Below are 22358 nucleotides of genomic sequence, written 5' to 3'. Positions count from 1 at the left end.
GATCACCTCACGCTCGCGCCCCCACGCCGCTCCGGCCATCATCCCGCCGCCACAAGGTCATTTGGTGACCGCCCTCGAATTCGCCAACGGTGTCCACGAAGTGGTGTAGCCGACCAGGGACGCCATCGCCCACTGCGTGCACGCTGTGTTCCTTGCCGATCTCGTCCGCGGTGGCCTTGACGGCGGCCTCGTCGAGGTCGAGCACGGCGAGGTTCCAGCCGGTGGCGGCCAGGGTGTGGGCGGTGGCACGGCCGATGCCGCGCGGCGTGGCGGCGCCGTTGACGACTGCGGTCAGTTCGATGACGTTCATGAGGTGGAGGTGCCTCCTTGAGGTGTGGTTCAGCCGTGGTCATCGGCCTGGGGGTGCGCGTTAGCCCTGGTCGCCATCGAGCCGCGATCATCATCGTGATCTGGCACATGCTCACCGACAACGTCACCTCAATCCGAGGGAGGACGCGGCCTGATCGGCCGCCCCGGGCACCCGGCGCCCCCCCACGGCCACCGGGCATCCAGAGCTGCCCGTACCCCACCCTGACCTGCATCTATTTACGTCTCAGAGTTCCACCATGCCCGAGACACAATCAGGGTGATTACGTAGCGCCCGACGGGCGTAGTACGCGAAGTTCGCCTTGCTGCGTTGTTCGGTTGAGGTCCAGTCGTGGGCCTCACGGGCAAGTTCCGGGTCGAGCGGCCTGATGTCGCCGGCGGACATGGCGAGTAGCTGGAGGCGCGCAGCCCGCTCGATGAGCACGGCCAGATTGCACGCCTCCTCGATGGTGGTGCCGGTCACGAGTTGGCCGTGATGGGCCAGGAGGATTGCTCGCTTGTCACCGAGAGCAGCAGAAATGATCTCGCCCTCCTCGTTGCCTACGGGGATGCCGGGCCACTCCTTGAGGAAAGCGCAGTCGTCGTACAGAGGGGTGGTATCCATCTGGGAGATGACCAGGGGGACTTCCAGCATCGCGAGCGCGGCCGTATGCAGGGAGTGGGTATGGATGACGCAATTGACGTCCTGGCGGGCGCGGTAGATCCAGGAGTGGAACCGGTTCGCAGGGTTGGGCATTCCTTCGCCCTCGAGGACATGCAGGTCCTCGTCGATCAAAAGCAGGTTGGTTTCGGTGATCTCGTCGAAGCCGAGGCCGAGGCGCTGGGTGTAGTACGTGCCGAACTGTTGGCCGCGGGCGCTGATCTGGCCGGCTAGTCCTGAGTCGTGCCCGCCGTCGAAGGCGATGCGGCAGGTCAGGGCCAGTTTTTGGCGCGTAGTCAGCTGCACGTCGTCGAAAAGGCGGCTCATCTGCCGTTGGGCACGGTCGACGAGCACACTTTTGGAGTCCCGCAGGGTGCTTGCCATTGTCTGCTCCAGTTCCGGGTTTCGTGGGGTCGGCCGCTCCGGACGCGGGGCGCGTCCGCGCGGCTGAGGCCGTTGAGATGCCCCGACCAGGAAACGGCTTCGCCGGTCGGGGCGAGATGGGACGTCAGTCGACGAGATCGAGGCCCGCGGCGACGATGCTGTCCGTGTCGATGGCGTGGTAGCGGTAGACGTCGTCGATCGTTCCGCACTGGCCGAAGCGGGTCACGCCGAGCGTGGTGACAGGAGTGTTTTGGATCGCGCTCAGGAAGGCCAAAGTGTGGGGGTGCCCGTCGAGCACGGTGACGAGGGGCGTGGCCCGCTCGGCCGGGAACACTTGGTCGAGGATCCAGGTAGGGTCCTGGGACAGGCCGCGGCGTGCCTGCAGGGCGCGGAAGAGCAGGTCAGGGCTGGTCACGCACACCACGTCAGTGGCGTAGCCCAGGGCGGTGAGGCGATCGGCAGCAGCGAGCGCCTCCGGGATGAGGGCGCCCATGGCGGCCAGCGTCACCGCCGGCGTTTCGTGCTGGCGCAACCGGTAGGCCCCCGCTGTTGCATGCCGGCGGCGACGTTCGCGTGCGGCCGGGTCACGGGGTACACCAGCCAAGGACTGGTCGACAGGCCGGGTCGACAGCCGCAGGTAGGCCGATCGGCCATCCGGGCGGCCGAGGTTACCGAGCGCGCCGAGCAGGCACCATTCGGTGTCGATGGCGAACGCGGGCTCATAGGTCACGCAGCCGGGCTGTTCGATCCCGAGTGATGGCGTGGTGATCGACTGGTGTGCGCCGCCTTCAGGGGCAAGGGTGACGCCAGAGGGCGTGCCGACGAGGATCGACTGGCCGCCGGCGTAGATGCCGAACGACCAGGGTTCCAAGGCCCGGTTGACGAACGGGTCGTAGACCACACCGATGGGCAGCAGCGGCTGACCCCATCGGCTCCAGGTGGCGCCGAGTTCCCCGAGCACTCCGACCAGATTGGTCTCGGCGATGCCAAGTTCCACGTGCTGGCCTGTCGGTTGCTCCCGCCAGTGGAGGATTGTCTCGGCGTCGTCGGCGAACCAATCGGGTCGTTCGGCCGACGACCACACGCCGACCTTGTTGAGCCAGCCGCCGAGGTTGGTGGTGGAGCTGACGTCGGGGCTGACTGTAACGATGCGGTCCGCGGCGTCCGGGGCCTGTCGGGTGAGGTCCAGCAGGACGCGGCCCAGGGCTTGTTGGGTGTTGCCGGTGCCGGTTGGGGCCGGTCGTGCGAGGTCAGCGGGGACCGTGGGTGGCTGCCGGTGTGGATGCTCCGGGCGCTGCAGCCGCTGAGATGCCTCCGTGCAGAGGGCAGCTTCGGGCGAGCCTTCGATGAAGGTCGTCCAGGGATGGTCCAAGTCTGTTCCCAGGCGTTGGGCCAGTTCTTGCATCTGGTCGTCGGTCAACAGCGAGGAGTGGTTCTGGGGATGGCCCTCAGTGGGTAGTCCGTGTCCCTTGACGGTGTACGCGAAGACGACCGTCGGCCGGGTGTCGTCGATCGTATCGAAGGCCTCCGTCAGGGCCTCGATGTCATGGCCGCCCAGATTGCGCAGCGCCGCCATGAGCGAGGCATCGTCAACAGTGGCGATGAGGTCGGCGATTGGTTCCCGGGTCGATCCCGTGCCGGGCAGGCGCTCGCGCAGCTCGTCGGCCGAGCAACGCAGCAGTCGCTGGTACTCGGCGTTGCCCATGGCATCGATACGGGCGTGCAGCGCGTCGCCACCCGGCCTGGTAAACAACTCCCGTAGTAGGTGACCGTACTTGAGGCTGATGACCTGCCAGCCGGCGGCGGCGAACATGCCCTGCAGCTTGTCCGCGGCGATGCCGGGGATGACCCTGTCGAGGGATTGCCGGTTGAGGTCGACGATCCACACGGCTTCGCCCAGGCCCGGCACCGTCGGGTCTTGGATTGCCTCCCAGATCGCGCCTTCGTCCAGCTCGGCATCGCCCAGAAGCGAGTACTGACGTCCCCGGCCGGCCCCTCCGAAGTGGTCTTCCACGTAGCGGCGTGCAACCGCGCCCCACAGAGGGGCGGTGGCTCCGATGCCGACCGAACCCGTGGAGTAATCAACCGGGTCGGGGTCCTTGGAACGGCTGGGGTAGCTCTGGAGGCCCTGGAAGGCGCGCAGCGTGGTCAGGTAGGACACGTCCAGCTCGCCCAGGAGGTAGTTGATCGCGTGCAGCACAGGTGAGGCGTGCGGTTTGACCGACACCCGGTCCTGTGGCCGGAGTTGCCGGAACCACAACGCCGTCATGATTGACGCCATGGATGCCGAAGACGCCTGATGGCCGCCCACTTTCAGGCCGGATGGGTTCGGGCGGACCCGATTCGCATGGTGGATCATCGCGGTCGACAGCCACAGGACGCGTTCCTCGATCCTCCACAGGACTTCGGACTCGTCGGTTTTACTGTCGGTTCCCGGCAGGCCTGTCACGGTGTTACCCATAGGGATGACACCCTTTCCGCTCAGTGTTTCTTGATCAAAGGTCGGTGGGACGGTGCCGGGGTCTCGGCCGGGTCCGCGGTCGCGAGTGGGGCGGAGCGCGTTGGGCGGCGACGGTTTCGGGACTCAAGACGGTGGGCCAGCATGGTGAACATCGCGCACAGTCCGATGTAGACGACGGCAATCACCATGTACGTCGGGAGGTAGGGGAACCCGAACTCGAGACGGCTGCCCATCTGCCTTCCGACATACAACAGTTCGTTGTAGGTGATGATGAAACCAAGCGCAGTGTCCTTGAGCAGCACGACCAGCTGGCTGACGATCGCCGGGAGCATCGCGCGGACCGCCTGCGGGAGCAGAACCAGTAGGACGACCTGGTGCTTGCGCAGCCCAGTTGCGTACGCTGCCTCCCGCTGACCTCGGGGTACCGCGGCGATGCCGGCACGGAAGATCTCCGCCAGCACCGAGCCGTTGTACAGCGTGAGACCGAGCACGACGGCCCACATCGGCGACAGCCCGAGGTCGTACTGCATCGAGCCGTAATAGAAGAAGAACATCAGGATCAGCATCGGCGTGGCGCGAAACAGTTCGACCACCGCGCTCGCGGGCACTCTCAGCCAACGGTGATCGCTGATCCGGGCGGCCGCGAAGAGAACGCCATATGTTGTGGCGAGCACCGCGGCGATTCCGGCTGCCTTCAGGGTATTGAGGAGTCCGTCGAGCAGTTGCTCTTGAATCGCGGTGTACTGGAACTGCTCCCATCGACGCCCTTCGAACTGCCCGGTGAGGACCAGTCGATAGCCGATCCACCCCAGTAGGGCCGCCAGACCGACCAGCACGATCAGGTTGATGATTCTGTTGCGGGCCACGGCACGGGGGCCGGGCAGGTCATAGAGCGCGACCGTCATGCCGGCACCTCCGCCCGGCGCTCGGCCCAGCGCTGAAGGAGCACGAGGGGGGCGATCAGGATCAGGAAGCCCACGGCGATCCATGCCAGCGTGACCAATTGGTTCTCCCCGCGCTCCGCCATGGCAGCAGGTATCGAACCGGCCTCTACCACCGAGAAACCCGCTGCCAGCGTGGTGTTCCTCAGCAGGGCGATATACACACTCGTCATCGGGGCCATGAGCGTGCGGAAGGCTTGCGGGAGGACTACAAGGGCGAGCAGTTGAAGGAAGGTCATGCCGACCGACCGGGCCGCCTCGGCCTGGCCGGTCGAGACCGTGTTGACGCCGGACCGTACGACCTCGCAGACGAACGCGGCCGTGTACAGGGTCAGCGCGGCGACGGCCGCCCAGAAGTAGGACGGCAGGTCCACCCCCATTTTGGGCACGCCGAAGACCAGAAATGCGAACACGAGCATCAGTGGCGTGCTGCGCATGGAGTTGACGTAACCGGCGCCGACGGCGCGCAGCGCGGGTACGGGCGATACGCGGAAGGCGGCCAGCACGGTGCCGAGCACCATGCTGAGTACGCCTGCGAGCATAAAGAGCTTGATCGTCGTCCAGAACCCAGTACGGAACAGGTCCCAGTTGTCGGCAAGGACGGCCATCGCCGCTCCCCTCGGGATATCGTGCACGATCCGGATTCACGTCACCCCGGATGGGGCCGGACGCTCAGTGCTTTTCGACGACCGGCGGGCTGGCCGGTACCCCGGACCTGCCCAGCGTGGCGTTGTAAAGCTTCTTCCACGTGCCGTCGGTGACCGCTGCGGCCAGCGCATCGTTCATCGCATCCCGCAGCGGCGCATCAGTCTTTGGTAGGCCAATGCCGTATTTCTCAGTACTGAAAGGCTTCCCGGCCAGCTTGAGTTCTTCCGGGGCGGCCGCCGCGTAGCCCTTCAGGATCGCGTCGTCGGTGCTGAGCGCGTCGACCTTCTTGTCCAGAAGCTGGGAAAGACACTCGGAGCCGGTTTTGAACTCGACAATGTTCGCTGGCTGAGTGAGGCGCATGTCCGCGACCCGTTGGATCGATGTCGTGCCAGTCGCTCCACAGACGCGCTTGCCCCGTAGAGCACTCTTGTTCGTGATGTCGGGCTCGTCCTTGCGGACCAGTACGCTCTGCCCGGCGACGAGATACGGACCGGCGAACGACACCTGCTTTCGGCGCTTGTCCAGCATCGTGTAGCTGCCGACGTAGTAGTCGATCTCGTGACCCTGGATCGCCGTTTCCCGGTTCGCGGTGGGGATCTCCTTGTACTGGATGGTGCCTGGGGCGAATCCGAGCCGCGCTGACATCAGGCGCGCGATGTCGATGTCGAATCCGCAGCGCCTCCCGGTTGCGTCCTTGTACCCCAGGTAGGGCTGGTCCACCTTCACCCCGACCACGACATGGCCACGCCGCTTCATCGCTGCGAACGTCGCGCTGCCGGCGACGTGTACGTCGCGGGCGGCCGCAAGCTCGGGCGGTCGGTCGCAGAAGGCCGCCCGAGAACTGCCCGGGGCGCCCTGCTTCCCACAGCCGGTCGTCGCGAGAGCAAGCACCGTGACACCGAAAACGACGAAGCTGCGCATCTGCATGGTGCTCCCAATTCGGATGACGAAGGCCAAGATTGCAGGGGAGTGTCTGAGGGAGGGGAAATCAGTGCGCAAGGATCTTGCCGAGGAAGTCCTGCGCGCGCTGTGAGGACGGATGACTGAAGAACTCCTCCGGGTTCGCCTGTTCGACGATCTCGCCGTCGGACATGAAGACAACCCGGTCCGCCGCCCGTCGTGCGAACCCCATCTCGTGGGTGACGACGACCATCGTCATGCCGTGCTGCGCGAGGTCAGTCATCACCTCGAGCACTTCGTTGACCATCTCCGGATCGAGCGCCGAAGTCGGCTCGTCGAAGAGAATGACCTTTGGGTCCATCGCCAACGCCCTGGCGATGGCGACGCGTTGTTGCTGACCGCCAGAGAGCTGCGCCGGGTACTTGTCGGCCTGGTCGGCGACGCCGACTCGATCCAGAAGCTGCATACCAGTCGTCTTCGCCGCGTCCGGAGTGTGCTTACGGACCTTGACGGGCCCGAGCATGACATTCTCCAGAACCGTCTTGTGAGCGAACAGGTTGAACGACTGGAAGACCATGCCGACGTCGGCACGGAGCCCTGCCAATGCTTTTCCTTCGCTGGGTACCAGCCTGCCGTCCAGCGTGATGCTGCCGGAATCTACCGGCTCGAGGCGGTTGATGGCCCTGCAGAGTGTCGACTTGCCGGAGCCGGACGGCCCGACCACCACGACGACCTCTCCACGACGTACGACCAGGTTGATGTCCTTGAGTACGTGCAGTTCGCCAAAATGTTTGTTCACGTCCGACAAGGCGACAAGGGCGGCCGGTCGGGAAGCTGTCTGAGTCATGGGTGGCTCCAGCTGTGGAGTGACACGGACATGGAAAGGACGACGGGACCGATGCCCCGACCGGGAGAGGGGAGGAGGGAGAGCAGCATGGCGCGCTGTGGTTGCAGCCCGCGCGACCACAACACGGTGGCCGCTGTCCGTGGGCTGGCGTCTCTGCCCGTGCCGCCCGGTGTCTCACCGCCCCTGCGAGATGGCTTGATTGAGATCGTGCCAGAGGTCTTCGACGTGTTCGCATCCCACGCTGAGCCGCAGCAGACCCGCCGGAACATGCTCCTGCCCGGGGTGTTTGGCTCGCCGCTCAATGGTCGATTCGACACCGCCGAGGCTGGTGGCGAACGCGATGATCTGCACTGCATCGCACACTGCGTCTGCCGCTGCCGCGTCAGAGAGCTCGAAACTGAGAACGGCTCCGAAGCCGCTCATCTGTGCACGTGCACGTTCATGCCCCGGGTGGCCCGGTAGGCCGGGGTAGTGAACACGGGTGACGGCTGGATGGTCGGCGAGTCGGCGCGCCAGTTCAGCGGCCGAGGCCTGAGTGGCGGCCAGGCGGACCCCCATGGTTCGAATGCCCCTCAGGGCCAGGAAGCACTCCAGCCCACCAGGCGTTGCACCGGCCAGCGCCCGCCGTTCCAGCAGCGCCTCGTGCCGGGTCGAGTTGCTGGTGACGGCAACGCCCATCAGCAGGTCGGAGTGTCCGCCGATGAACTTCGTGGCGCTGTGGACGACGACATCCGCGCCCAGGGACAGAGGCTGTTGCAGCAGCGGCGTCGCGAAGGTGTTGTCCACAGCCACCAGCGCTCCCGCAGCGTGGGCTGCGTCAACGAGCGCTGGAAGATCGCAGATCTCCAGGAGCGGATTGCTCGGGGTCTCGATCCACAGCAGGTCGGCCCCGCCCAAGGAACCGGTCAACGACCGCGGCCGTGTGATGTCAACGGTTTCGAGGGACCAGCGCCCGATGTTGTGTCCGTTCTCCAGCAGATGGCGCACCCCCATGTAGCAGTCCTGGGGAAGCAACACCCTCCCGCCCACCGGCACCAGTTCCAGTACGGCCGCGGCTGCTGCCATGCCGGATGAGAATGCCACGGCAGAGCCGCCTTCGAGTGCGCCCAACGTGTCCTCGAATGCCGCCGAGGTGGGCGTGCCGTGGACACGCGAGTAACGTCGCGGACCGTCGCCGCTTCCATCGAGTTCGAGCCGACCGCCCTTTTCCGAGTGGAAGTTCGAGACGAGAAACACCGGCAGGTTCATCGGCTCGCCTGCGTCCCGGCGTGGTCTTCCTCCCTCCACCAGAACCGTCTCCGGGCGCAGCTGCCACCCGAGCTTGCCGTGAGCGTGTCCACTGTCAGGCTGATCCGAGTGTTCGGTCACTGTCTGTCCTCCGCAATCAATGTCTGGGTGTCGACGTGCCAATCACTGCGGTGAGGTCAGTCCAGAACGTCGGGCTCCTGCTCGAATACGAGGTCGGCGAGCAGGCGGAAGCTGTGCCGGGCCATGTTGGCGTTTCCGAACTGACGGTGAGCCAGGGTGGCTTCCTCCTCAGTCATGTGGCGCACTTCGCCGGCGGCTTCGGCCATGAGCTGCATCTGGCACGCGCGGTCCATGGTGATGAACCACCATGCGGCTTCCTCGACCGTGCGCCCCACGGTGAGCAGGCCATGGTGGCGAAGAATGGCGGCTCGTCGGCTGCCGAGCCGAGCCGCGATGCGCTCGCCCTCGTCCCGCTCGAGGACAAGCCCCTTGTACTCGTCGAACAGGACATGGTCGCCGTAGAACGCGCAGGACTCCTGAATGATCGGGTCCAGGGTGCGGCTCAGCGCCGACCACGTGCGCCCGTGCAGCGAGTGCGCGTGGGCCACGGCGGTGACGTCCGGGCGCGCCTCGTGGATGGTCGAGTGAATGGAGAAGGCCGCCTTGTTCGTGCGCTTGCTCCCGTGCACGACCTTGCCCTGTCCATCGAGCAGCAGCAGATCGCTGACCTTGATGCGCGAGAAGTGAACGGCGTACGGGTTGACCCAGAAATGATCCGGCAGCTCCGGATCCCGCGCGGTGATGTGGCCCGCGATGCCCTCGTCGAATCCGTACCGGGCGAAGATGCGGAACGCCGCTGCCAGCTGCCGCTTGCGGTGCGCACGCTCGGCCTCTACTGAACCCTGCTGGTCAGGGAGATCCTCCAGATCAAGGAGCTCCGGTTCCTCAGCCTCAGCCTCTGTTCGGTTCATGGTCGCCTCCTGTCGCCTAAGGGCGTTGCCCTCCTTGGCGAAAAACTTCGCCTGGCAGGCGAATATCTGTCAACCCCCAGGGCGAATGTTTTGACCTATGAGGCATAATCGAAGGGTGCTGGAGACTGATGAGACCGAGAAGCTGATTGCCGAGCGCTTGTCCGAAGCGCGACGCCGTACCGGCCGGACCCTCTCCGAAGTGGCCCCGGCCGTGGGCGTTTCCGTAACCCACCTGTCACGTTTGGAGAGGGGCGACCGCCAGCCGTCCATCGGAGTTCTCATCCAACTCGCCCGTACGTACGGCACGTCGGTCGGGCAACTCGTCGGGGAAGAGCCTGAAGCCACCTGTCACGTCTTCAGGCAGGGCGCCACAACGCCGATCGAAGGTCCTGACGGCCGGTACCGGTATGTGCCGCTGAGCGGCCCTCCGGGGCCCAGCGTGATGGAGGCGATCCGGCTGGAGCTGTCTAGCCGCTCTCGCACAGGTCGCGCGGCACAGCACCCTGGAGAAGAGTGGCTGTTCGTGCACACGGGCGATGTGCGCCTTGAGGTTGCGTCCGAGACGTTTGATCTCGCGGCCGGGGACGCTGCGCGCTTCGATGCTCAACAGCCCCACCGAATCCACAACGCTGGGTCGAACACCGCGACGGTTTTTGTTGTCTCGGTCGCCTCCCCCTCAGGTCAGGGGGGCTGGCATCAGTAGTGGGGAGCCGTCCGCTCCAGGAGTCGGGGCGCCCCAGTGGTCTGAACTGGTGGGCATCGGGCAGATCGAGGCGGTTCTGGTTACGGACGCATGACGTCCCGGCATGCCCGGAAGCGCCTCTTGCCCACCGGATCTATCGGACACCGACCGCCGGGTGCCAGCCAAGGCGGCGGGAGACGGCGAGGCCGGAGGCGATGAGGGCTGGGCGTACGGTGTGCAGGTCGATGGTTCCGGCCCCGGCGACGACCGACAGGGCCGCCACCACCTCGCCCTCGGCGTTGAGGATGCGGGTGGCCACCGAGTCGGCGCCGTGGGAGGTCTCGCCGTGGACGACGGCGACGCCGATCTCCCGGCACTCGGCGAGTTGCGCGCGCAGCTGGGCGGGGTCGGTGAGGGTCCGTTCGGTGTGCGGCGTGAGGCCCTGAGCGATGACATGGTCCGTCAACTCCGGTGCGGCGTGGGCGAGAAGGACCTTGCCGACGCCGGAGCTGTGCAGCGGAAGGCGTCCTCCGGGCCGCGAAGTGACGTCCACGGCATGACCGGCGGAGAGCCGTTCGACGAGAACCGCCGCGGTGCCTTCCAGCACGGCGAGCTGCACGTGCTGGCGCAGCGCGGCGTGCAGGTCGTCCATGTAGGGCAGTGCGGCGGTACGCAGAGGAACGCTGAGCGGTGCCAGCGTGCCCAGTTGCCACAGCCGGAGGCCCACGGTGAATCCACCGTCGGGCGCCCGGTCGAGCGCGCCCGCCTCGATGAGCTCCAGGGCCAGTCGGCGCACGGTCGCATGGGGTAGCCCCGTCTTCCGCGTGAGGTCGGCGAGGGTGAGGCGCGAGTGGCCGGTCCGGAACGCGAAGAGGACCTCGAAGACGCGTGAACTCACGCTACGGCCGGGCTGGTTCGAGCGGGGCATCAGCGCTCCACTGTCACTTCTGGTGCCGCGACTGGCAGCCGGAGCCGCTGGAAACAGATGTTCATTCAACGAACATAGCCTGTTCCCGAACCTGGGGAACCCGGTGAGGATCGGGGCGATGTGAGGACGTTCGTCACGAGCCGAAGGAGCCACCGATGCACGCCAATGAGCCCGGCCCGCGCATCGCGATCGTCGGAGGTGGTATCGGCGGTCTTGCCGCTGCCGCTTTCCTGCACCGCGCGGGCCTGACCGCCACAGTCCACGAGCAGGCGTCTGCGCTCACAGAGGTGGGTGCCGGGCTCGTCCTGGCGCCCAACGCCGGGCGCCTGCTGCGCCGCCTCGGTGTCCTTGGGCGGGTGACGCGCCGGGCCGTGCCGCTGGATTGGGGCTGGGAGTTCAGGCGCTGGCAGGACGGGCGGGTGCTCTCGGTGGAGAAGTTGAAGGGTGCCTGCGAGCGGCTGTACGGGGAGCGCACCTACACCGTGCACCGGGCCGATCTGCTCGACGCGGTCAAGTCGGCCGTGCCCGGCGACCGGATCCGTCTGGGCGCCAAGTGCACGGCGATCGAACCGGGCCGCGACAGCGTGCTGCTGCGGTTCGCCGACGGCAGCTGGACCGAGGCCGATGTCGTCGTCGGCGCCGACGGTGTGCACTCCGTCGTCCGCGGCGCGGTGGCCGAGGCCGAGCCGCCGGAGTACTCCGGCCTGTGCGCCTTCCGCGCGATCGTGCCCGCCGAGGCCGTGCCCGCCTTCGCGCTGCGCCGGGCCCAGACTCTCTGGCTCGGCCCCGGCCGCCACTTCGTGCACTACCCGATCGCCGACGGCCGGGCCGTCAACGTCTTCGCGGCCGCTCCCGCCGGGGACTTCACGGAGGAATCCTGGAGTGCGAAGGCGACCATCGAGGAGTTCCACGCCGAGTTCGCGGGCTGGGACGCGCGGGTGACGGACCTGATCACCGCGGGCGGCACCCCGGGGCGCTGGGCGCTCCTGGACCGGGCACCGCTGCCGTGTTGGAGTCGGGGCAGGGTCTCGCTGCTCGGTGATGCGGCGCACCCCATGTTCCCCTTCTTCGCCCAGGGCGCGGCCCAGTCCCTGGAGGACGCGGCGGTCCTGGCCCGCTGCCTCGCCGACTCGCCCGACGCCCCCGACCGGGCTCTCAAGCGGTACGAGGCGGCGCGGATCGCGCGCACCACCCGCCTCCAGCAGATCAGCCACGGCCGCAGGGACACCAACCACCAGCCCGACGGTCCCGGGCAGCGGGCCCGTGACGAGGTGCTGGCCGCAGCCGACCCGCTGGTGGCCAACGGCTGGATCTACGGCCATGAAGCCGAGGAGGTGCCCGTCCCGTGAACGACAGCCCTACGGACAATCGCACCGTCGACAGGAGGAGCCGCACCGTGCCCCCATCCATGTCCCCGTCCGCGCCCGCCGCCGTATCGGACCGGCAACGCCACGTGGAGGACGATCTCCTCCACACCGTCCTCGCCTCCTTCCGGAACACTGCGGACCCGCGCCTCAAGGAGTTGATGGAGTCCCTGGTCCGGCACCTGCACGGATTCATCAGGGAGACCCGCCTGACCGAGGACGAGTGGCAGCGGGCCGTCGACTTCCTCACCGCAGCCGGCCACATCACCACCGACCACCGCCAGGAGTTCGTCCTGCTCTCCGACGTCCTCGGCGCCTCCATGCAGACCATCAACATCAACCATGACGCGACCGCGGGCGGCACCGAAGCCACCGTGGTCGGCCCGTTCTTCGTGGAGGGCTCACCCGAGATCCCCCGCGGGGGCGACATGGCGGGCGGAGCCTCGGGGGAGCCCTGCTGGGTCGAGGGCACGGTGACGGACACCGACGGAAACCCCGTACCCGGCGCCCGACTTGAGGTGTGGGAGGCCGACGACGACGGCTTCTACGACGTCCAGTACGAGGAAGGTCAACTGGCAGGCCGTGCCCACCTGTTCACCGACGAACAGGGCGCGTACACCTTCTGGGGCCTCACCCCCACCCCGTACCCCATCCCGCACGACGGGCCGGTGGGTGAGCTGCTCGCGAAGACCGGACGCTCGCCGCTGCGCGCCTCCCACCTGCACTTTATGGCCACGGCACCCGGCCTGCGTACGCTCATCACCCACATCTTCGTCGAGGGTGATGAGCTGCTGTCCTCGGACGCGGTGTTCGGCGTCAAGGAATCCCTGGTGAAGAAGTTCGAGCGGTTCACGGCGGGCACACCGGCCCCCGACGGGCGCGAGCTGTCCGGGGGCAGCTGGTCCCGCGTCCGTTTCGACATCGTGCTGCAGCCCAGCCAAGGATAAGGACTACGCGTCATGCGATTCGAACACGAAACCCTGGCGCAGCGCGTGTGCTTCGCCCCGTCAGAAGCATCGGCGGTGGTATGGGCCGAGGTGGAGCGCCTCGGGGCATCGCGCGTGATGGTGATCGCGTCGGCGTCCGAGGCTGATCTCGCCAAGAGTGTCACCTCCGACGTCCCCGTGGTGCTGCATCACGACGAGGTGGTGATGCACGTTCCGGTCGCGTCGGCCGAGCGGGCGCGCGCCGCGGCCACCGCGCATGACGTCGATCTCGTGATCAGCGTCGGCGGCGGCTCGACGACAGGACTCGCGAAGGCGGTCGCGCTGACCAGTGGGCTTCCGGTCGTGGCCGTGCCCACGACGTACGCGGGATCGGAGGCGACGAGCGTCTGGGGGCTGACAGAGGGCGCGCGCAAGACGACGGGAGTGGACGCAGGCGTACTGCCACGCTCGGTCGTCTACGACGCGACCCTGACTCTCTCGCTGCCGGTGGGACTGAGTGTCGCCTCGGGCCTCAACGCCCTTGCGCACTGCGTCGATTCACTGTGGGCGCCGCGTACCGACCCGATCGACCAGGCGTTGGCAGGAGAGGGGGTGCGCGCACTCGCTGCCGGGCTTCCGGCGGTGGTGGCCGACCCGGCGGGGCTCGAAGGCCGCGAGCGGATGCTGTATGGGGCGTACCTGTCGGCCACGGCGTTCTCCTCGGCGGGCTCGGGTCTGCACCACAAGATCTGCCATGTGCTCGGAGGACGGTACGATCTGCCGCACGCCCAGACCCACGCCGTCGTGCTGCCCTACGTCCTCGCCTTCAACGCGCAGGCCGCACCGCAGGTCGAGCGGCGGCTCGCGGAAGCGTTCGGTACGGCTTCCGCCCTGGAGGGCTTGCAGCGACTGCGCCGCACGGTGGACGCGCCCGTGGCGCTGCGCGATTACGGCTTCGCGGAGGCCGACATCGACGACGCCGTACCGGTGATCCTGGAGGCGGCCCCGCCGAGCAACCCGCGCGAGGTCACGGCCGACGGCGTACGACGGTTGCTGCGGGCCGCCCGGGAGGGCGCGGATCCGGCAGCTTGAGCAAAAAGGGACGTACTAGGGCAAGGGGGGCAGGGTCGTGGGCAGCAGTGAGCCGGCGAGAGCGGTCGCGCAGGTTGTGGGGACGCGGCCTGCGGCGAGTGCCGCTCCGGCGGCGACGTGCACCGCCGCGTGGGCCCGTACGATCTGACGGTCGGTCAGCCGGTCGAGGAGCGGCACCGCGTCTCGGCAGCGCTTGAGGAGGGGTCCCGCCGCCTGCGCGGGCCCGTCCGGGCTCCGCCACACCTGGCGGCCTCCCGAGACGAACACGGAAGCCAGGGCGTGGTGGGACAGGCGCGCCCACGTCGTCGTAGCGCGGGGGCAACTCAGGCATTCCAGAGGTCCGGTCGCAGATGGTGGTCGAAGAAGCGCTCGATCAGCGACGGGGTCAGGGACACGGGACGCTCGACGCCCGGGGTCCGGGAGGCAAGGGCGGTGGCCGTCATGGGGCGCACTTCCCAGCCGGCCGTGTTGAGGAAGCTGTGGCCGGCGCCGCGGATCTGAAGCAGGTGGGACTCGGCGCCCGCGGCGACCAGCGCCTCGTGCAGGCGGCGGCTCTGGTTCGGGCCGATGAGCAGGTCGGCGTCGCCGTGCAGCAGGAGCACGGGTGGTACTCGTGGGTGGACCTGGCGGGCCGGGCTGGCTGCCGTCGCGGCCGCGGACAGGGCCCAGGGGTTTCCGCCGAGGAGCCCCCATGCGGGGTCGGAGAGGTCCACGCCCAGTACGCCGCCGGGCAGCGCGTCGTCGTTCAGACGCAGGAGGTCGGTGGGGGGATAGCCCGCCACCACCGCGCGTACGCCGGATGCGGTGGGGGCGCCGTCGCCGTCCGTCGCGAAGGCGGCGAGCAGCGCCAGGTGCGCGCCGGCGGAACTGCCCCACAGGCCGATGGCCCCGGTGTCCAGGTCGTGCGCGTCGGCGATGCCGTGCAGGTGGTGCAGCGCGGCGATGACGTCGTCGCGCTGGGCGGGCCAGCGGGAGACGTCGGAGGAGCGGTACTCGATGTCCACCATGGCGTAGCCGCGCTCGGCGAAGAGGCGGGCCAACCGCGGTCCGTGGCCCCGTCGTTGGCCGCGCCAGCCGCCTCCCGGGAGCCAGACGATCACGGGTGCCGGAGTCTGTGCGGCCTGCGGTAGGTACAGGTCCATGCGCAATTGCGCCGGGCCCTCGTTGCCGGTCGGGGTACCGAACACGAGGTCGCGCACCGTGCGGACCTGAGGCGGGTCGAGTCGCTCGGGAGGGAGCGGCGCGCGGCTGAGTCCCTCCATGAAACGGCCCATGACGTCAGCGTTGTTCGCCAGCACAGCGGGCAGGTCGGCAGCGTGCGGCACGGAGGTCACACTGGTCACCGGTGGGGCCTTCGGGAGTTGCCCGCCGTCGTGGCCAGGAGGGGGAGGGAGCGACGGGCCCGTTCCTCGGCGCGGTGTGCGGTGAGCCGCTCACGGTAGTCGGGTGCGAACTTGGCCTCATTCCAGTCGAGTCCCTCGTCCAGGGTCACCTCGACCCCGCTCACGCCGGGCAGGGCGGAGAGCCGCGTGTAGGCCTCGTTGGCGAAGGAGCCGATCAGTACGCAACTGGGCTCGGTCACCCCGACGGTCACCGCGACGCGCCGGCCGCCCTCGGGCTCGTCCAGGATACGGATGCCGCTGACCAGGCCCATGTCGACAAGGCCTGCGGGGACTCCGGCGGTGATGCTGCACGGGTCGACGATCTCGTTGAGCGCGGCGCGGACGTCCGCTTCGGTGAGGGCAGTCATCGGGTACCGGCCAAGGCGTCGTCCCGGGTGTCGTCGTGGGCGGGCTCGATCCGGCCGCCCCACGGCTGCTTCAGCTCATCGGTGTCGAACTCGTCGCCGCTGATGCGGGCGCGCAGGTCCTTCTCGTCGATGTCGTGCATGCGGAGGAAGTTGCGGCCGAGGATGTCCGCCTTGATGTCCTTGGTGAGTTCGGGCATCCCGTACTCCTCGACGAGGTCGCGGGGCATCTCGAAGTTCCAGAACGCCTCGATGACCGGGCGGGGGTGGACGGCGTCGCAGCCCGTGGCCCAGACGATCCGGTCGGCACCACCGGCCTGCAGGAACGTCCCCATGGCCTGGGCGAACCGGCGGGGCGCGTACACCGCCAGGAACGAGGTCGCCTCCAGGTTCACCCAGATGTTGCGGAAGGACTCCAACTGGAGGGCGGTCTCCTCGACGAAGGCCATGCCGCCGTGGACGACCTCGAAGATGAGGTCGGGGAAGGCGAGAGCCGCGGCCTCGACATCGGACATGCCGAGCGCCGACGTGGGGCCGGGACCGACCGGGAGAGCCTTGTGGATCGCAATGACCTTGATCCCGCGCTGGCGGGCCTTCTCGAACAAGGGGAAGCAGACCTCCGGATCGCCCATGTCCAGGGCGGTCACGCGGCCCTCGACGACGTCGTTGGGGTAGAGCTTGAGGGCGTTGACGTGGTGCTGGTCCACCAGTTCGTCCACGCGGTCCAGGCAGCCGGGGCGCAGCGGGGAGACGGCGCCGTAGATCAGGACGCGCTCCGGCCACTTCTCGCGCATTTCCAGGCCGTAGCTGAGCGCCGAGCCGCCGTCGCGGAAGTGCCCGTAGATGGGGGTCTCGTGAAAGACGATCACGTCGGTCTGGCTCTCCGCGAGGAGGGCACGTCCGATGATGTCCGCGCCGGCGCCCTGCATGTAGGTGGAGCGCTCCAGGGTGTACTCGGGGCCACTGGTGCGCTTGTGCATCGCGTACAGGTGCTCACCGATGGCTGCCCCGACGGGCGGGTTGACGCAGTTGTCGGGGCGGAAGTTGTAGTTGTGCGCCACGCCTTCTACGACGACGAAGTCCTCGATCATTCTCGTACTCCAAGGGGGAGGTCGGTGCAATTTCAGCAGAGGGGGCGGAGGGGGTAGCTAGTTAGGCCAGGGCGGCCTTCAGTGCCTCAAGGGCGTGGGCGGCGAACCGTTCGTCGGTCTCACCGTCGGCGCCGCCGACACCGATCGCCCCGATGACCTCGCCGTCGTCCACCGTGATGGGCAATCCGCCGATCACGGGAAGCAGTTGGGGGTCCACGAGGTGCACGGGCGCGACCGCCATCGCGGGCGATGCGGCGAAGCCGGCGAACACCGAGGTCGGCATCCCGGAGACGGCGGCGGTGTACGCCTTGCGACGCGCGGTCTCGACGCCGATGGGGCCGACCCCGTCATCGCTGAGGAGCACCTTGGTGATGCCGCTGCGGTTGACCACGACGACGCATATACGTACGCCCTCGGCTTCCGCGGCCTCAAGGGCGGCGTCGGCCGCGTTGCGCGCGACGGCGTACGATAGCGGCTCTCTCATGGCGTGGTTCCTTCCCGGACTTTCCGGAGCGGGGCCGGGGCCAGGGCCGGGACCCCGCGGATCAGGTCCGAGGCCTTCTCGGCGACGGCGATGACGGTGGCGTTGATGTTCGCTCCGGGCACGCTCGGCAGCACCGAGGCGTCCACGACGCGGAGCCCCGCCACGCCGCGCACCCGCAGGTCAGGGTCGACGACGGCGTCCTCGGACGTGCCGATGGCGCAGGTGCCGCACGCGTGGTTGGCGGAGTAGCCGGTCTCGCGGACGTAGCGTTCGAAGTCCTCGTCGCTGCGTACGTCGGGTCCTGGCGAGAGCACCTTGTTGATCATCGGGGCGACCTCGGGGCTGTGCAGGATGGCCAGCGTGGTGCGGATGGTCTCCCGCAGCGTCACGACGTCCTCCGGCTCGGTGAGCAGGTTGAACGTGATGCGCGGGGCTGCTGTCGGATCGGTCGAGCGCAGCCGCACCTCGCCCCGGCTGCGCGGGGTCGCGACCGCGTTGAGCGCCACGCACTGGCGGTCGCGCAGCGGCTTGACGAGGGGGAACCAGGGGCGGGCGCCGAAGCCGCCGGCCAGGATGCCCAGGAACCCGTCCGGACGGTCGAGTTCGGGTCGGGTACGGACGTACGCGGAAAGGAACTCGGGCATCTCGCCGAGCGGGCCGCGGCCGGTGGCCAGCCAGCGCAGACCGTGGCGCGCCACCCGGTCCGCGCGCAGCTGGTCGTGCACAGTCACCGGCGCCTTGACGTCGAAGAGCACGGGCGCCGCCGGATGCTCCTGGAGGTTGGCGCCGACACCGGGCAGGTCCACCTCCGGTTGGACGCCGAGCTCGCGCAGATGCTCCGCAGGTCCGATGCCTGAACGCATAAGGAGCTGTGGTGAGTTGTACGTGCCGCCGCAGAGCACCACCTCGCGGCGCGCCCGGATGACGCGGCTGCTGCCCCGCTCCACGACGCGGACGCCGCTCGCGCGCCCTTGCTCCAGTACGACCCTGCCCACCAGTGCGCCGGTGAGCAGGGTGAGGTTGGGGCGTCGGCGCAGTGCGGGGCGCAGGTAGGCGGCGGCGGTGCTGTGGCGGCGTCCGCGGAGGAGGGCGACCTCTTTCTGGCCGGCCCCGGTGGGGTCGCCGCTCTGGGTCTCGTCCGGGAAGTCGATGCCGAGCGCGCGTGCCGCGCGGTCGAGTCGTCGGCCGAAGTGCCCTCGTCCGACGGCGGTCGCCACGTTGACGGGTCCGTATCCGCCGTGGTGGTCGGTGTCGCCGCGCCAGCTGTGCTCCGACTTGCGGAAGTACGGCAGCAGGTCGTCCCAACCCCAGCCCGTGGCACCACTCTTGACCCAGTCGTCGTAGTCGAGTCGGTGGGAGCGGACATGGGTCGAGCCGTTGATCGAGCCCGTTCCGCCGACCAGTCGACCGCGGGGCACGGGGATACTTCTGCCGCCGAGGCCCGGCTCGGGTTCGGTCTCGTAACCCCAGTTGATCTCTTTGCGGCCCGACAACAGGCCGACCCCCATGGGGAGTTGGATGAGCAGTCCGCGATCGGCGGGTGGGCCGGCCTCGATCAGCAGCACATGCGAGTCGCGGTCGGCGGAGAGCCGCGCGGCGAGAACACAGCCGGCCGAGCCCGCGCCCACGACGACGTAGTCGTACTCGGTGCTTGCTGCGGCGGTCATGTGGAAGGTCCGGACATCATCGTCTCCTTGGGCTTGAGGAGGGGAGCGCGGCGACGGCTGTTGTGGGCGAGGGGAGGCGGGGAAGGGCGGTGCCCGCGCGGTGCGTTCCAGGGGTGATGCACACAGGGGGCGAGAGCCCGTGAGGGGCTCTTCGCCTCGGCGTGGCGCCAACGTAACAAGGTGACGGGCATCTTCGTCAGGGGCCTGCAAGTAATTCATCAAAGCCGGTCAGAGGGATTGACAGTTATTCATCAGGGTCCGTACGAATGGCGAAGGCGCACCCGGCCGTCCGATCGCGCCGGCCGGCCCCGGCACCCCGATCGCCCCTCCCGTACCACCACTCCCACTGCCTCAACTGCCTCAACGCCGAGGAGATGGACCGCCATGACCGATACCGCCGTGACCGACACGGGAACCGGCTACGGGCGTGAGCCCTCCAGCCATGACGCCCGGCTGACCGAGGTCGGCCCCGGTACGCCGATGGGTGAGGCGTTGCGTCGCTACTGGCACCCGGTCGCCAGCTCCGCCGCACTCACCAGCGACGTGCCCCATCGCACCCGGATCCTGGGAGAGGACCTGGTCGTCTTCCGCGACGGCCAGGGCCGCGCCGGCGTCGTCTTCGAGCGCTGCTCCCACCGCGGCAGCAGCCTCTTCTACGGCCGCGTCGAGGACGACGGCATCCGCTGCTGCTACCACGGCTGGAAGTTCGACGTACAGGGCCGCTGCCTGGAACAGGCCTGCGAACCCGGCGGCGGGCGCCGCCGCAACCTCGCACGTCAGCCCTGGTATCCGGTCGACGAGCGCTACGGCCTCGTCTTCGTCTACATGGGTCCGGCCGACCGCAAGCCCGAACTGCCGCGCTGGGACTGCCTGGAGCCCCTGGCCGAGGGCGAGCAGTACTACAGCAGCTGGCCGGTGCCGGGCGCCGAGGTCACCGGCATGGAGGCGGACTACAACTGGCTCCAGATGTACGAAAACGCCGTCGATCCGGTGCATGCCTCCTGGCTTCACTCGCAGCACAGCGGCTTCCAGTTCCAGGGAACGGGAACGACCGGATTCCCCGAGAGCTACTACGACCCCAGCACCGTCGCGGAGCGCGTCACCTACCACCGCACCGACCTCGGCGTGAAGTACGTCCAGCGCTACCAGGACAAGTCGGGGGCCGACGGGGCGCTCGTGGACCTGGACTGGTCCGTGGAACTCCAGCTGCCGAACATCCTCGCCCTGCCGGACTTCGTCAACGTCACCCCCGACGCCCGGCACGACATGCTGATCTGGGTCGTCCCGTCCGACGACACCCACCACCGTATGTTCTTCGCGATCCGCTCCACCGACTCCACCCACCTGGAGTCCTTCGCCTTCGGCATCAAGCAGAACGGCAAGGACAACTGGCAGATGAGCGACGAGGAGAAGCAGCGCTGGCCTGGCGACTACGAGGCCCAGCGCTCCCAGGGCGACATCACCCAGCACTCGGAGGAGACCCTCGCCCCCTCCGACCGCGGCGTGGTCATGCTCCGGCGGATGCTGCGCACGATGGTGGACGACGTCGCGGCGGGGCGCGACCCGCTCGGCGTCGGCACCCCCGGCGGACCGGCCCGGAGCGTCGAGTCCGGCGTCTTCACCGCGGGGGGAGCGTGAGCGCCAACTGGACCGACGTGGTCGTCGTCGCCCGGCACGACACCACGCCACGTATCGCGGTCTTCGACCTGGCACGGACCGACGGCGGCGAGCTGGGGGAGTACGAGCCCGGGGCCCACATCGACGTAACGGTCGAAGAAGGCGGGAAGGCCGGGAGGCTGGATCTCATTCGCCAGTACTCCCTGTGCGGGCCCCCTGATCTGCGCAAGCAGTACCGGATCGCCGTCCTCAACGACCCCGCGTCGCGCGGCGGTTCCCGCGCGATGCACGCTGTGGCCGAGGGTGACACCCTCCGCATCAGCGCACCACGCAACCGCTTCGGCCTGAGCTCGGCGCGCCGTCACCTGCTCCTCGCCGGAGGCATCGGCATCACACCGCTGCTTTCGATGGCACAGGCCCTCGACGCCGCCGGTGGCGACTACCAGCTGCACTACTGTGTACGCAGCCGCGAGGACGCGGCCTTCGCCGAGGACCTTGAGCGCCATCCCAGGGTGACGTTCCACTACGACGACCAGCCGGCACCCCAGCGTCTCGACATGGAGCGCGACGCCGGGCCGCCCGATGCCGACACGGCACTCTACGTCTGCGGTCCTGGCGGATTCATGGACCATGTCCTCGGCCGCGCCGCCGAGTTGGGCTGGCCCTCGTCAGCCCTGCACAAGGAACGCTTCAGCGCCCCGGCCAACGCCGGGGAACCGGAGCAGGGCGCGGACGGCGCCTTCACCGTGCGCCTCTCCTCGACCGGCGTGGAGTACACCGTCGCCGCCGACGAGAACGTCCTCGACGTCCTGCTGGCCAACGGGTTCGACGCACCGTACTCGTGCGGGCAGGGCATCTGCGGCGAATGCATCGTCCGGGTACGAGCCGGCGACCCCGACCACCGGGACGACGTCCTGACCGACGAGGAGCGCGCCGAGGGGATGTTCACTCCCTGCTCGTCGCGCTCCCGCACCCCTCTCCTGGAGCTGGAACTGTGACCACCGCACTGATACCCGCCACCGTGGAGGAAGCCGAGAGCGCCTGGCTTGCGGCGCAGACGGCCACGGATGCCCAGGAACGGCAGCGGGCACTGCTGCACCCCGAATGCGTCGTCGTGCACGCCGCCGTCGGACATCAGCACGGCGTCGACGACTTCCTCGGGTACGCCTCCCGGCTCGGCCGGACCAGCCAGGTGGACACATACGACGTCACCGTCCGCCGCTTCGGTGACACGGCGGTGGTCAGCTGCCTGCAGGAGATGCGCATCGCTTTCGTGCCCGAGCTGACCCCGTTCGTCATCCAGGCCGCCGTCACCCGGGTCTGGGTGACGGACGAGCGCGGCGGGTGGCGGCTCGCCCATCTACAGATGGCGCGGCGTCTGCCGCCCGGCTGA

General features: G+C 68.5%; 23 protein-coding genes. 7 read left to right on the top strand and 16 right to left on the bottom strand.

The window, feature by feature from the left end:
* Positions 1-7: 7 nt before the first annotated feature.
* The 9 genes from ACIRHA_RS32960 to ACIRHA_RS32920 form a co-directional block, all read right to left on the bottom strand.
* Positions 8-310, bottom strand: a complete 303-nt coding sequence (locus tag ACIRHA_RS32960) for an SDR family oxidoreductase (RefSeq protein WP_403853469.1) — start codon at positions 308-310, stop codon at positions 8-10.
* Positions 311-553: 243 nt separating this feature from the next.
* Entirely contained in the window at positions 554-1351 is a 798-nt protein-coding gene (locus ACIRHA_RS32955) for an aldolase (protein ID WP_403853467.1), read from the bottom strand.
* A gap of 124 nt (positions 1352-1475) precedes the next feature.
* On the bottom strand, positions 1476-3812 hold the full coding sequence (locus ACIRHA_RS32950) for a transketolase-like TK C-terminal-containing protein (protein ID WP_403853465.1): 2337 nt from the start codon (positions 3810-3812) through the stop codon (positions 1476-1478).
* A 20-nt stretch (positions 3813-3832) separates the two neighbouring features.
* Positions 3833-4717: an amino acid ABC transporter permease gene (locus ACIRHA_RS32945; RefSeq protein WP_403853463.1), complete on the bottom strand. Its 885-nt coding sequence runs from the start codon at positions 4715-4717 to the stop codon at positions 3833-3835.
* The gene (locus ACIRHA_RS32940) at positions 4714-5361 is read right to left on the bottom strand and encodes an amino acid ABC transporter permease (protein ID WP_403853461.1); all 648 of its coding nucleotides are present in this window, start codon (positions 5359-5361) and stop codon (positions 4714-4716) included. Before ACIRHA_RS32940 ends, ACIRHA_RS32945 begins: the two co-directional genes overlap by 4 nt.
* 64 nt (positions 5362-5425) lie before the next feature.
* Positions 5426-6328, bottom strand: a complete 903-nt coding sequence (locus ACIRHA_RS32935) for a glutamate ABC transporter substrate-binding protein (protein ID WP_403853459.1) — start codon at positions 6326-6328, stop codon at positions 5426-5428.
* 61 nt (positions 6329-6389) lie between these two features.
* Entirely contained in the window at positions 6390-7148 is a 759-nt protein-coding gene (locus tag ACIRHA_RS32930) for an amino acid ABC transporter ATP-binding protein (RefSeq protein ID WP_403853457.1), read from the bottom strand.
* Between the two features lie 174 nt (positions 7149-7322).
* Positions 7323-8456, bottom strand: a complete 1134-nt coding sequence (locus ACIRHA_RS32925) for a trans-sulfuration enzyme family protein (RefSeq protein ID WP_403853483.1) — start codon at positions 8454-8456, stop codon at positions 7323-7325.
* Between the two features lie 116 nt (positions 8457-8572).
* Positions 8573-9433, bottom strand: a complete 861-nt coding sequence (locus ACIRHA_RS32920; protein WP_403853481.1) for a class II aldolase/adducin family protein — start codon at positions 9431-9433, stop codon at positions 8573-8575.
* 49 nt (positions 9434-9482) lie between these two features.
* On the opposite strand from ACIRHA_RS32920, the gene ACIRHA_RS32915 reads away from it, so the two are divergent.
* Positions 9483-10070, top strand: coding sequence for a helix-turn-helix domain-containing protein (locus ACIRHA_RS32915; RefSeq protein WP_403853455.1), 588 nt, complete (start codon positions 9483-9485; stop codon positions 10068-10070).
* A 133-nt stretch (positions 10071-10203) separates the two neighbouring features.
* Here the strand turns inward: ACIRHA_RS32915 and ACIRHA_RS32910 are convergent, their stop codons facing one another.
* Positions 10204-10977: an IclR family transcriptional regulator gene (locus tag ACIRHA_RS32910; RefSeq protein WP_403853453.1), complete on the bottom strand. Its 774-nt coding sequence runs from the start codon at positions 10975-10977 to the stop codon at positions 10204-10206.
* 155 nt (positions 10978-11132) lie between these two features.
* On the opposite strand from ACIRHA_RS32910, the gene ACIRHA_RS32905 reads away from it, so the two are divergent.
* The 3 genes from ACIRHA_RS32905 to ACIRHA_RS32895 are packed head-to-tail and all read left to right on the top strand — an operon-like array spanning position 11133 to position 14359.
* Complete coding sequence (locus ACIRHA_RS32905) at positions 11133-12326, top strand: FAD-dependent monooxygenase (protein ID WP_403853451.1); 1194 nt, start codon at positions 11133-11135, stop codon at positions 12324-12326.
* Positions 12327-12385: 59 nt separating this feature from the next.
* Entirely contained in the window at positions 12386-13288 is a 903-nt protein-coding gene (locus tag ACIRHA_RS32900) for a dioxygenase (RefSeq protein ID WP_403853479.1), read from the top strand.
* Between the two features lie 12 nt (positions 13289-13300).
* A complete protein-coding gene (locus ACIRHA_RS32895; protein WP_403853449.1) occupies positions 13301-14359 on the top strand; it encodes a maleylacetate reductase in 1059 nt (352 codons plus the stop codon).
* A 15-nt stretch (positions 14360-14374) separates the two neighbouring features.
* Here the strand turns inward: ACIRHA_RS32895 and ACIRHA_RS32890 are convergent, their stop codons facing one another.
* From ACIRHA_RS32890 to ACIRHA_RS32865, 6 genes are all read right to left on the bottom strand, one after another.
* The gene (locus ACIRHA_RS32890) at positions 14375-14626 is read right to left on the bottom strand and encodes a hypothetical protein (protein WP_403853447.1); all 252 of its coding nucleotides are present in this window, start codon (positions 14624-14626) and stop codon (positions 14375-14377) included.
* 56 nt (positions 14627-14682) lie between these two features.
* The gene (locus ACIRHA_RS32885; RefSeq protein WP_403853445.1) at positions 14683-15702 is read right to left on the bottom strand and encodes an alpha/beta hydrolase fold domain-containing protein; all 1020 of its coding nucleotides are present in this window, start codon (positions 15700-15702) and stop codon (positions 14683-14685) included.
* Positions 15699-16109, bottom strand: a complete 411-nt coding sequence (locus ACIRHA_RS32880) for a metal-sulfur cluster assembly factor (RefSeq protein ID WP_403853443.1) — start codon at positions 16107-16109, stop codon at positions 15699-15701. Before ACIRHA_RS32880 ends, ACIRHA_RS32885 begins: the two co-directional genes overlap by 4 nt.
* On the bottom strand, positions 16106-17197 hold the full coding sequence (locus tag ACIRHA_RS32875) for an amidohydrolase family protein (RefSeq protein WP_403853441.1): 1092 nt from the start codon (positions 17195-17197) through the stop codon (positions 16106-16108). Before ACIRHA_RS32875 ends, ACIRHA_RS32880 begins: the two co-directional genes overlap by 4 nt.
* 61 nt (positions 17198-17258) lie before the next feature.
* Positions 17259-17681 carry a heme-binding protein gene (locus ACIRHA_RS32870; protein WP_403853439.1) on the bottom strand — a complete coding sequence of 141 codons (423 nt, stop codon included), beginning with the start codon at positions 17679-17681 and terminating at the stop codon, positions 17259-17261.
* Entirely contained in the window at positions 17678-19348 is a 1671-nt protein-coding gene (locus tag ACIRHA_RS32865) for a GMC family oxidoreductase (protein ID WP_403853437.1), read from the bottom strand. Before ACIRHA_RS32865 ends, ACIRHA_RS32870 begins: the two co-directional genes overlap by 4 nt.
* Before the next feature lie 384 nt (positions 19349-19732).
* Between ACIRHA_RS32865 and ACIRHA_RS32860 the strand changes: the two genes are divergently transcribed.
* Genes ACIRHA_RS32860 through ACIRHA_RS32850 form a run of 3 tightly spaced genes read left to right on the top strand, consistent with a single transcriptional unit; the run spans position 19733 to position 22358 of the window.
* Positions 19733-20986, top strand: coding sequence for a Rieske 2Fe-2S domain-containing protein (locus tag ACIRHA_RS32860; RefSeq protein WP_403853435.1), 1254 nt, complete (start codon positions 19733-19735; stop codon positions 20984-20986).
* Positions 20983-21963 (top strand): PDR/VanB family oxidoreductase, encoded by a 981-nt coding sequence (locus ACIRHA_RS32855; RefSeq protein WP_403853433.1) that lies wholly within the window; start codon positions 20983-20985, stop codon positions 21961-21963. Before ACIRHA_RS32860 ends, ACIRHA_RS32855 begins: the two co-directional genes overlap by 4 nt.
* Positions 21960-22358, top strand: coding sequence for a nuclear transport factor 2 family protein (locus ACIRHA_RS32850; RefSeq protein ID WP_403853431.1), 399 nt, complete (start codon positions 21960-21962; stop codon positions 22356-22358). The genes ACIRHA_RS32855 and ACIRHA_RS32850 overlap by 4 nt, the downstream gene beginning before the upstream one ends.

The organism is Streptomyces sp. NPDC102360 (assembly GCF_044766085.1).
Classification (GTDB): Bacteria; Actinomycetota; Actinomycetes; order Streptomycetales; family Streptomycetaceae; genus Streptomyces.
Note: the sequence above shows the minus strand (reverse complement) of the source record. Positions and strands in the feature narration are given on the sequence as shown.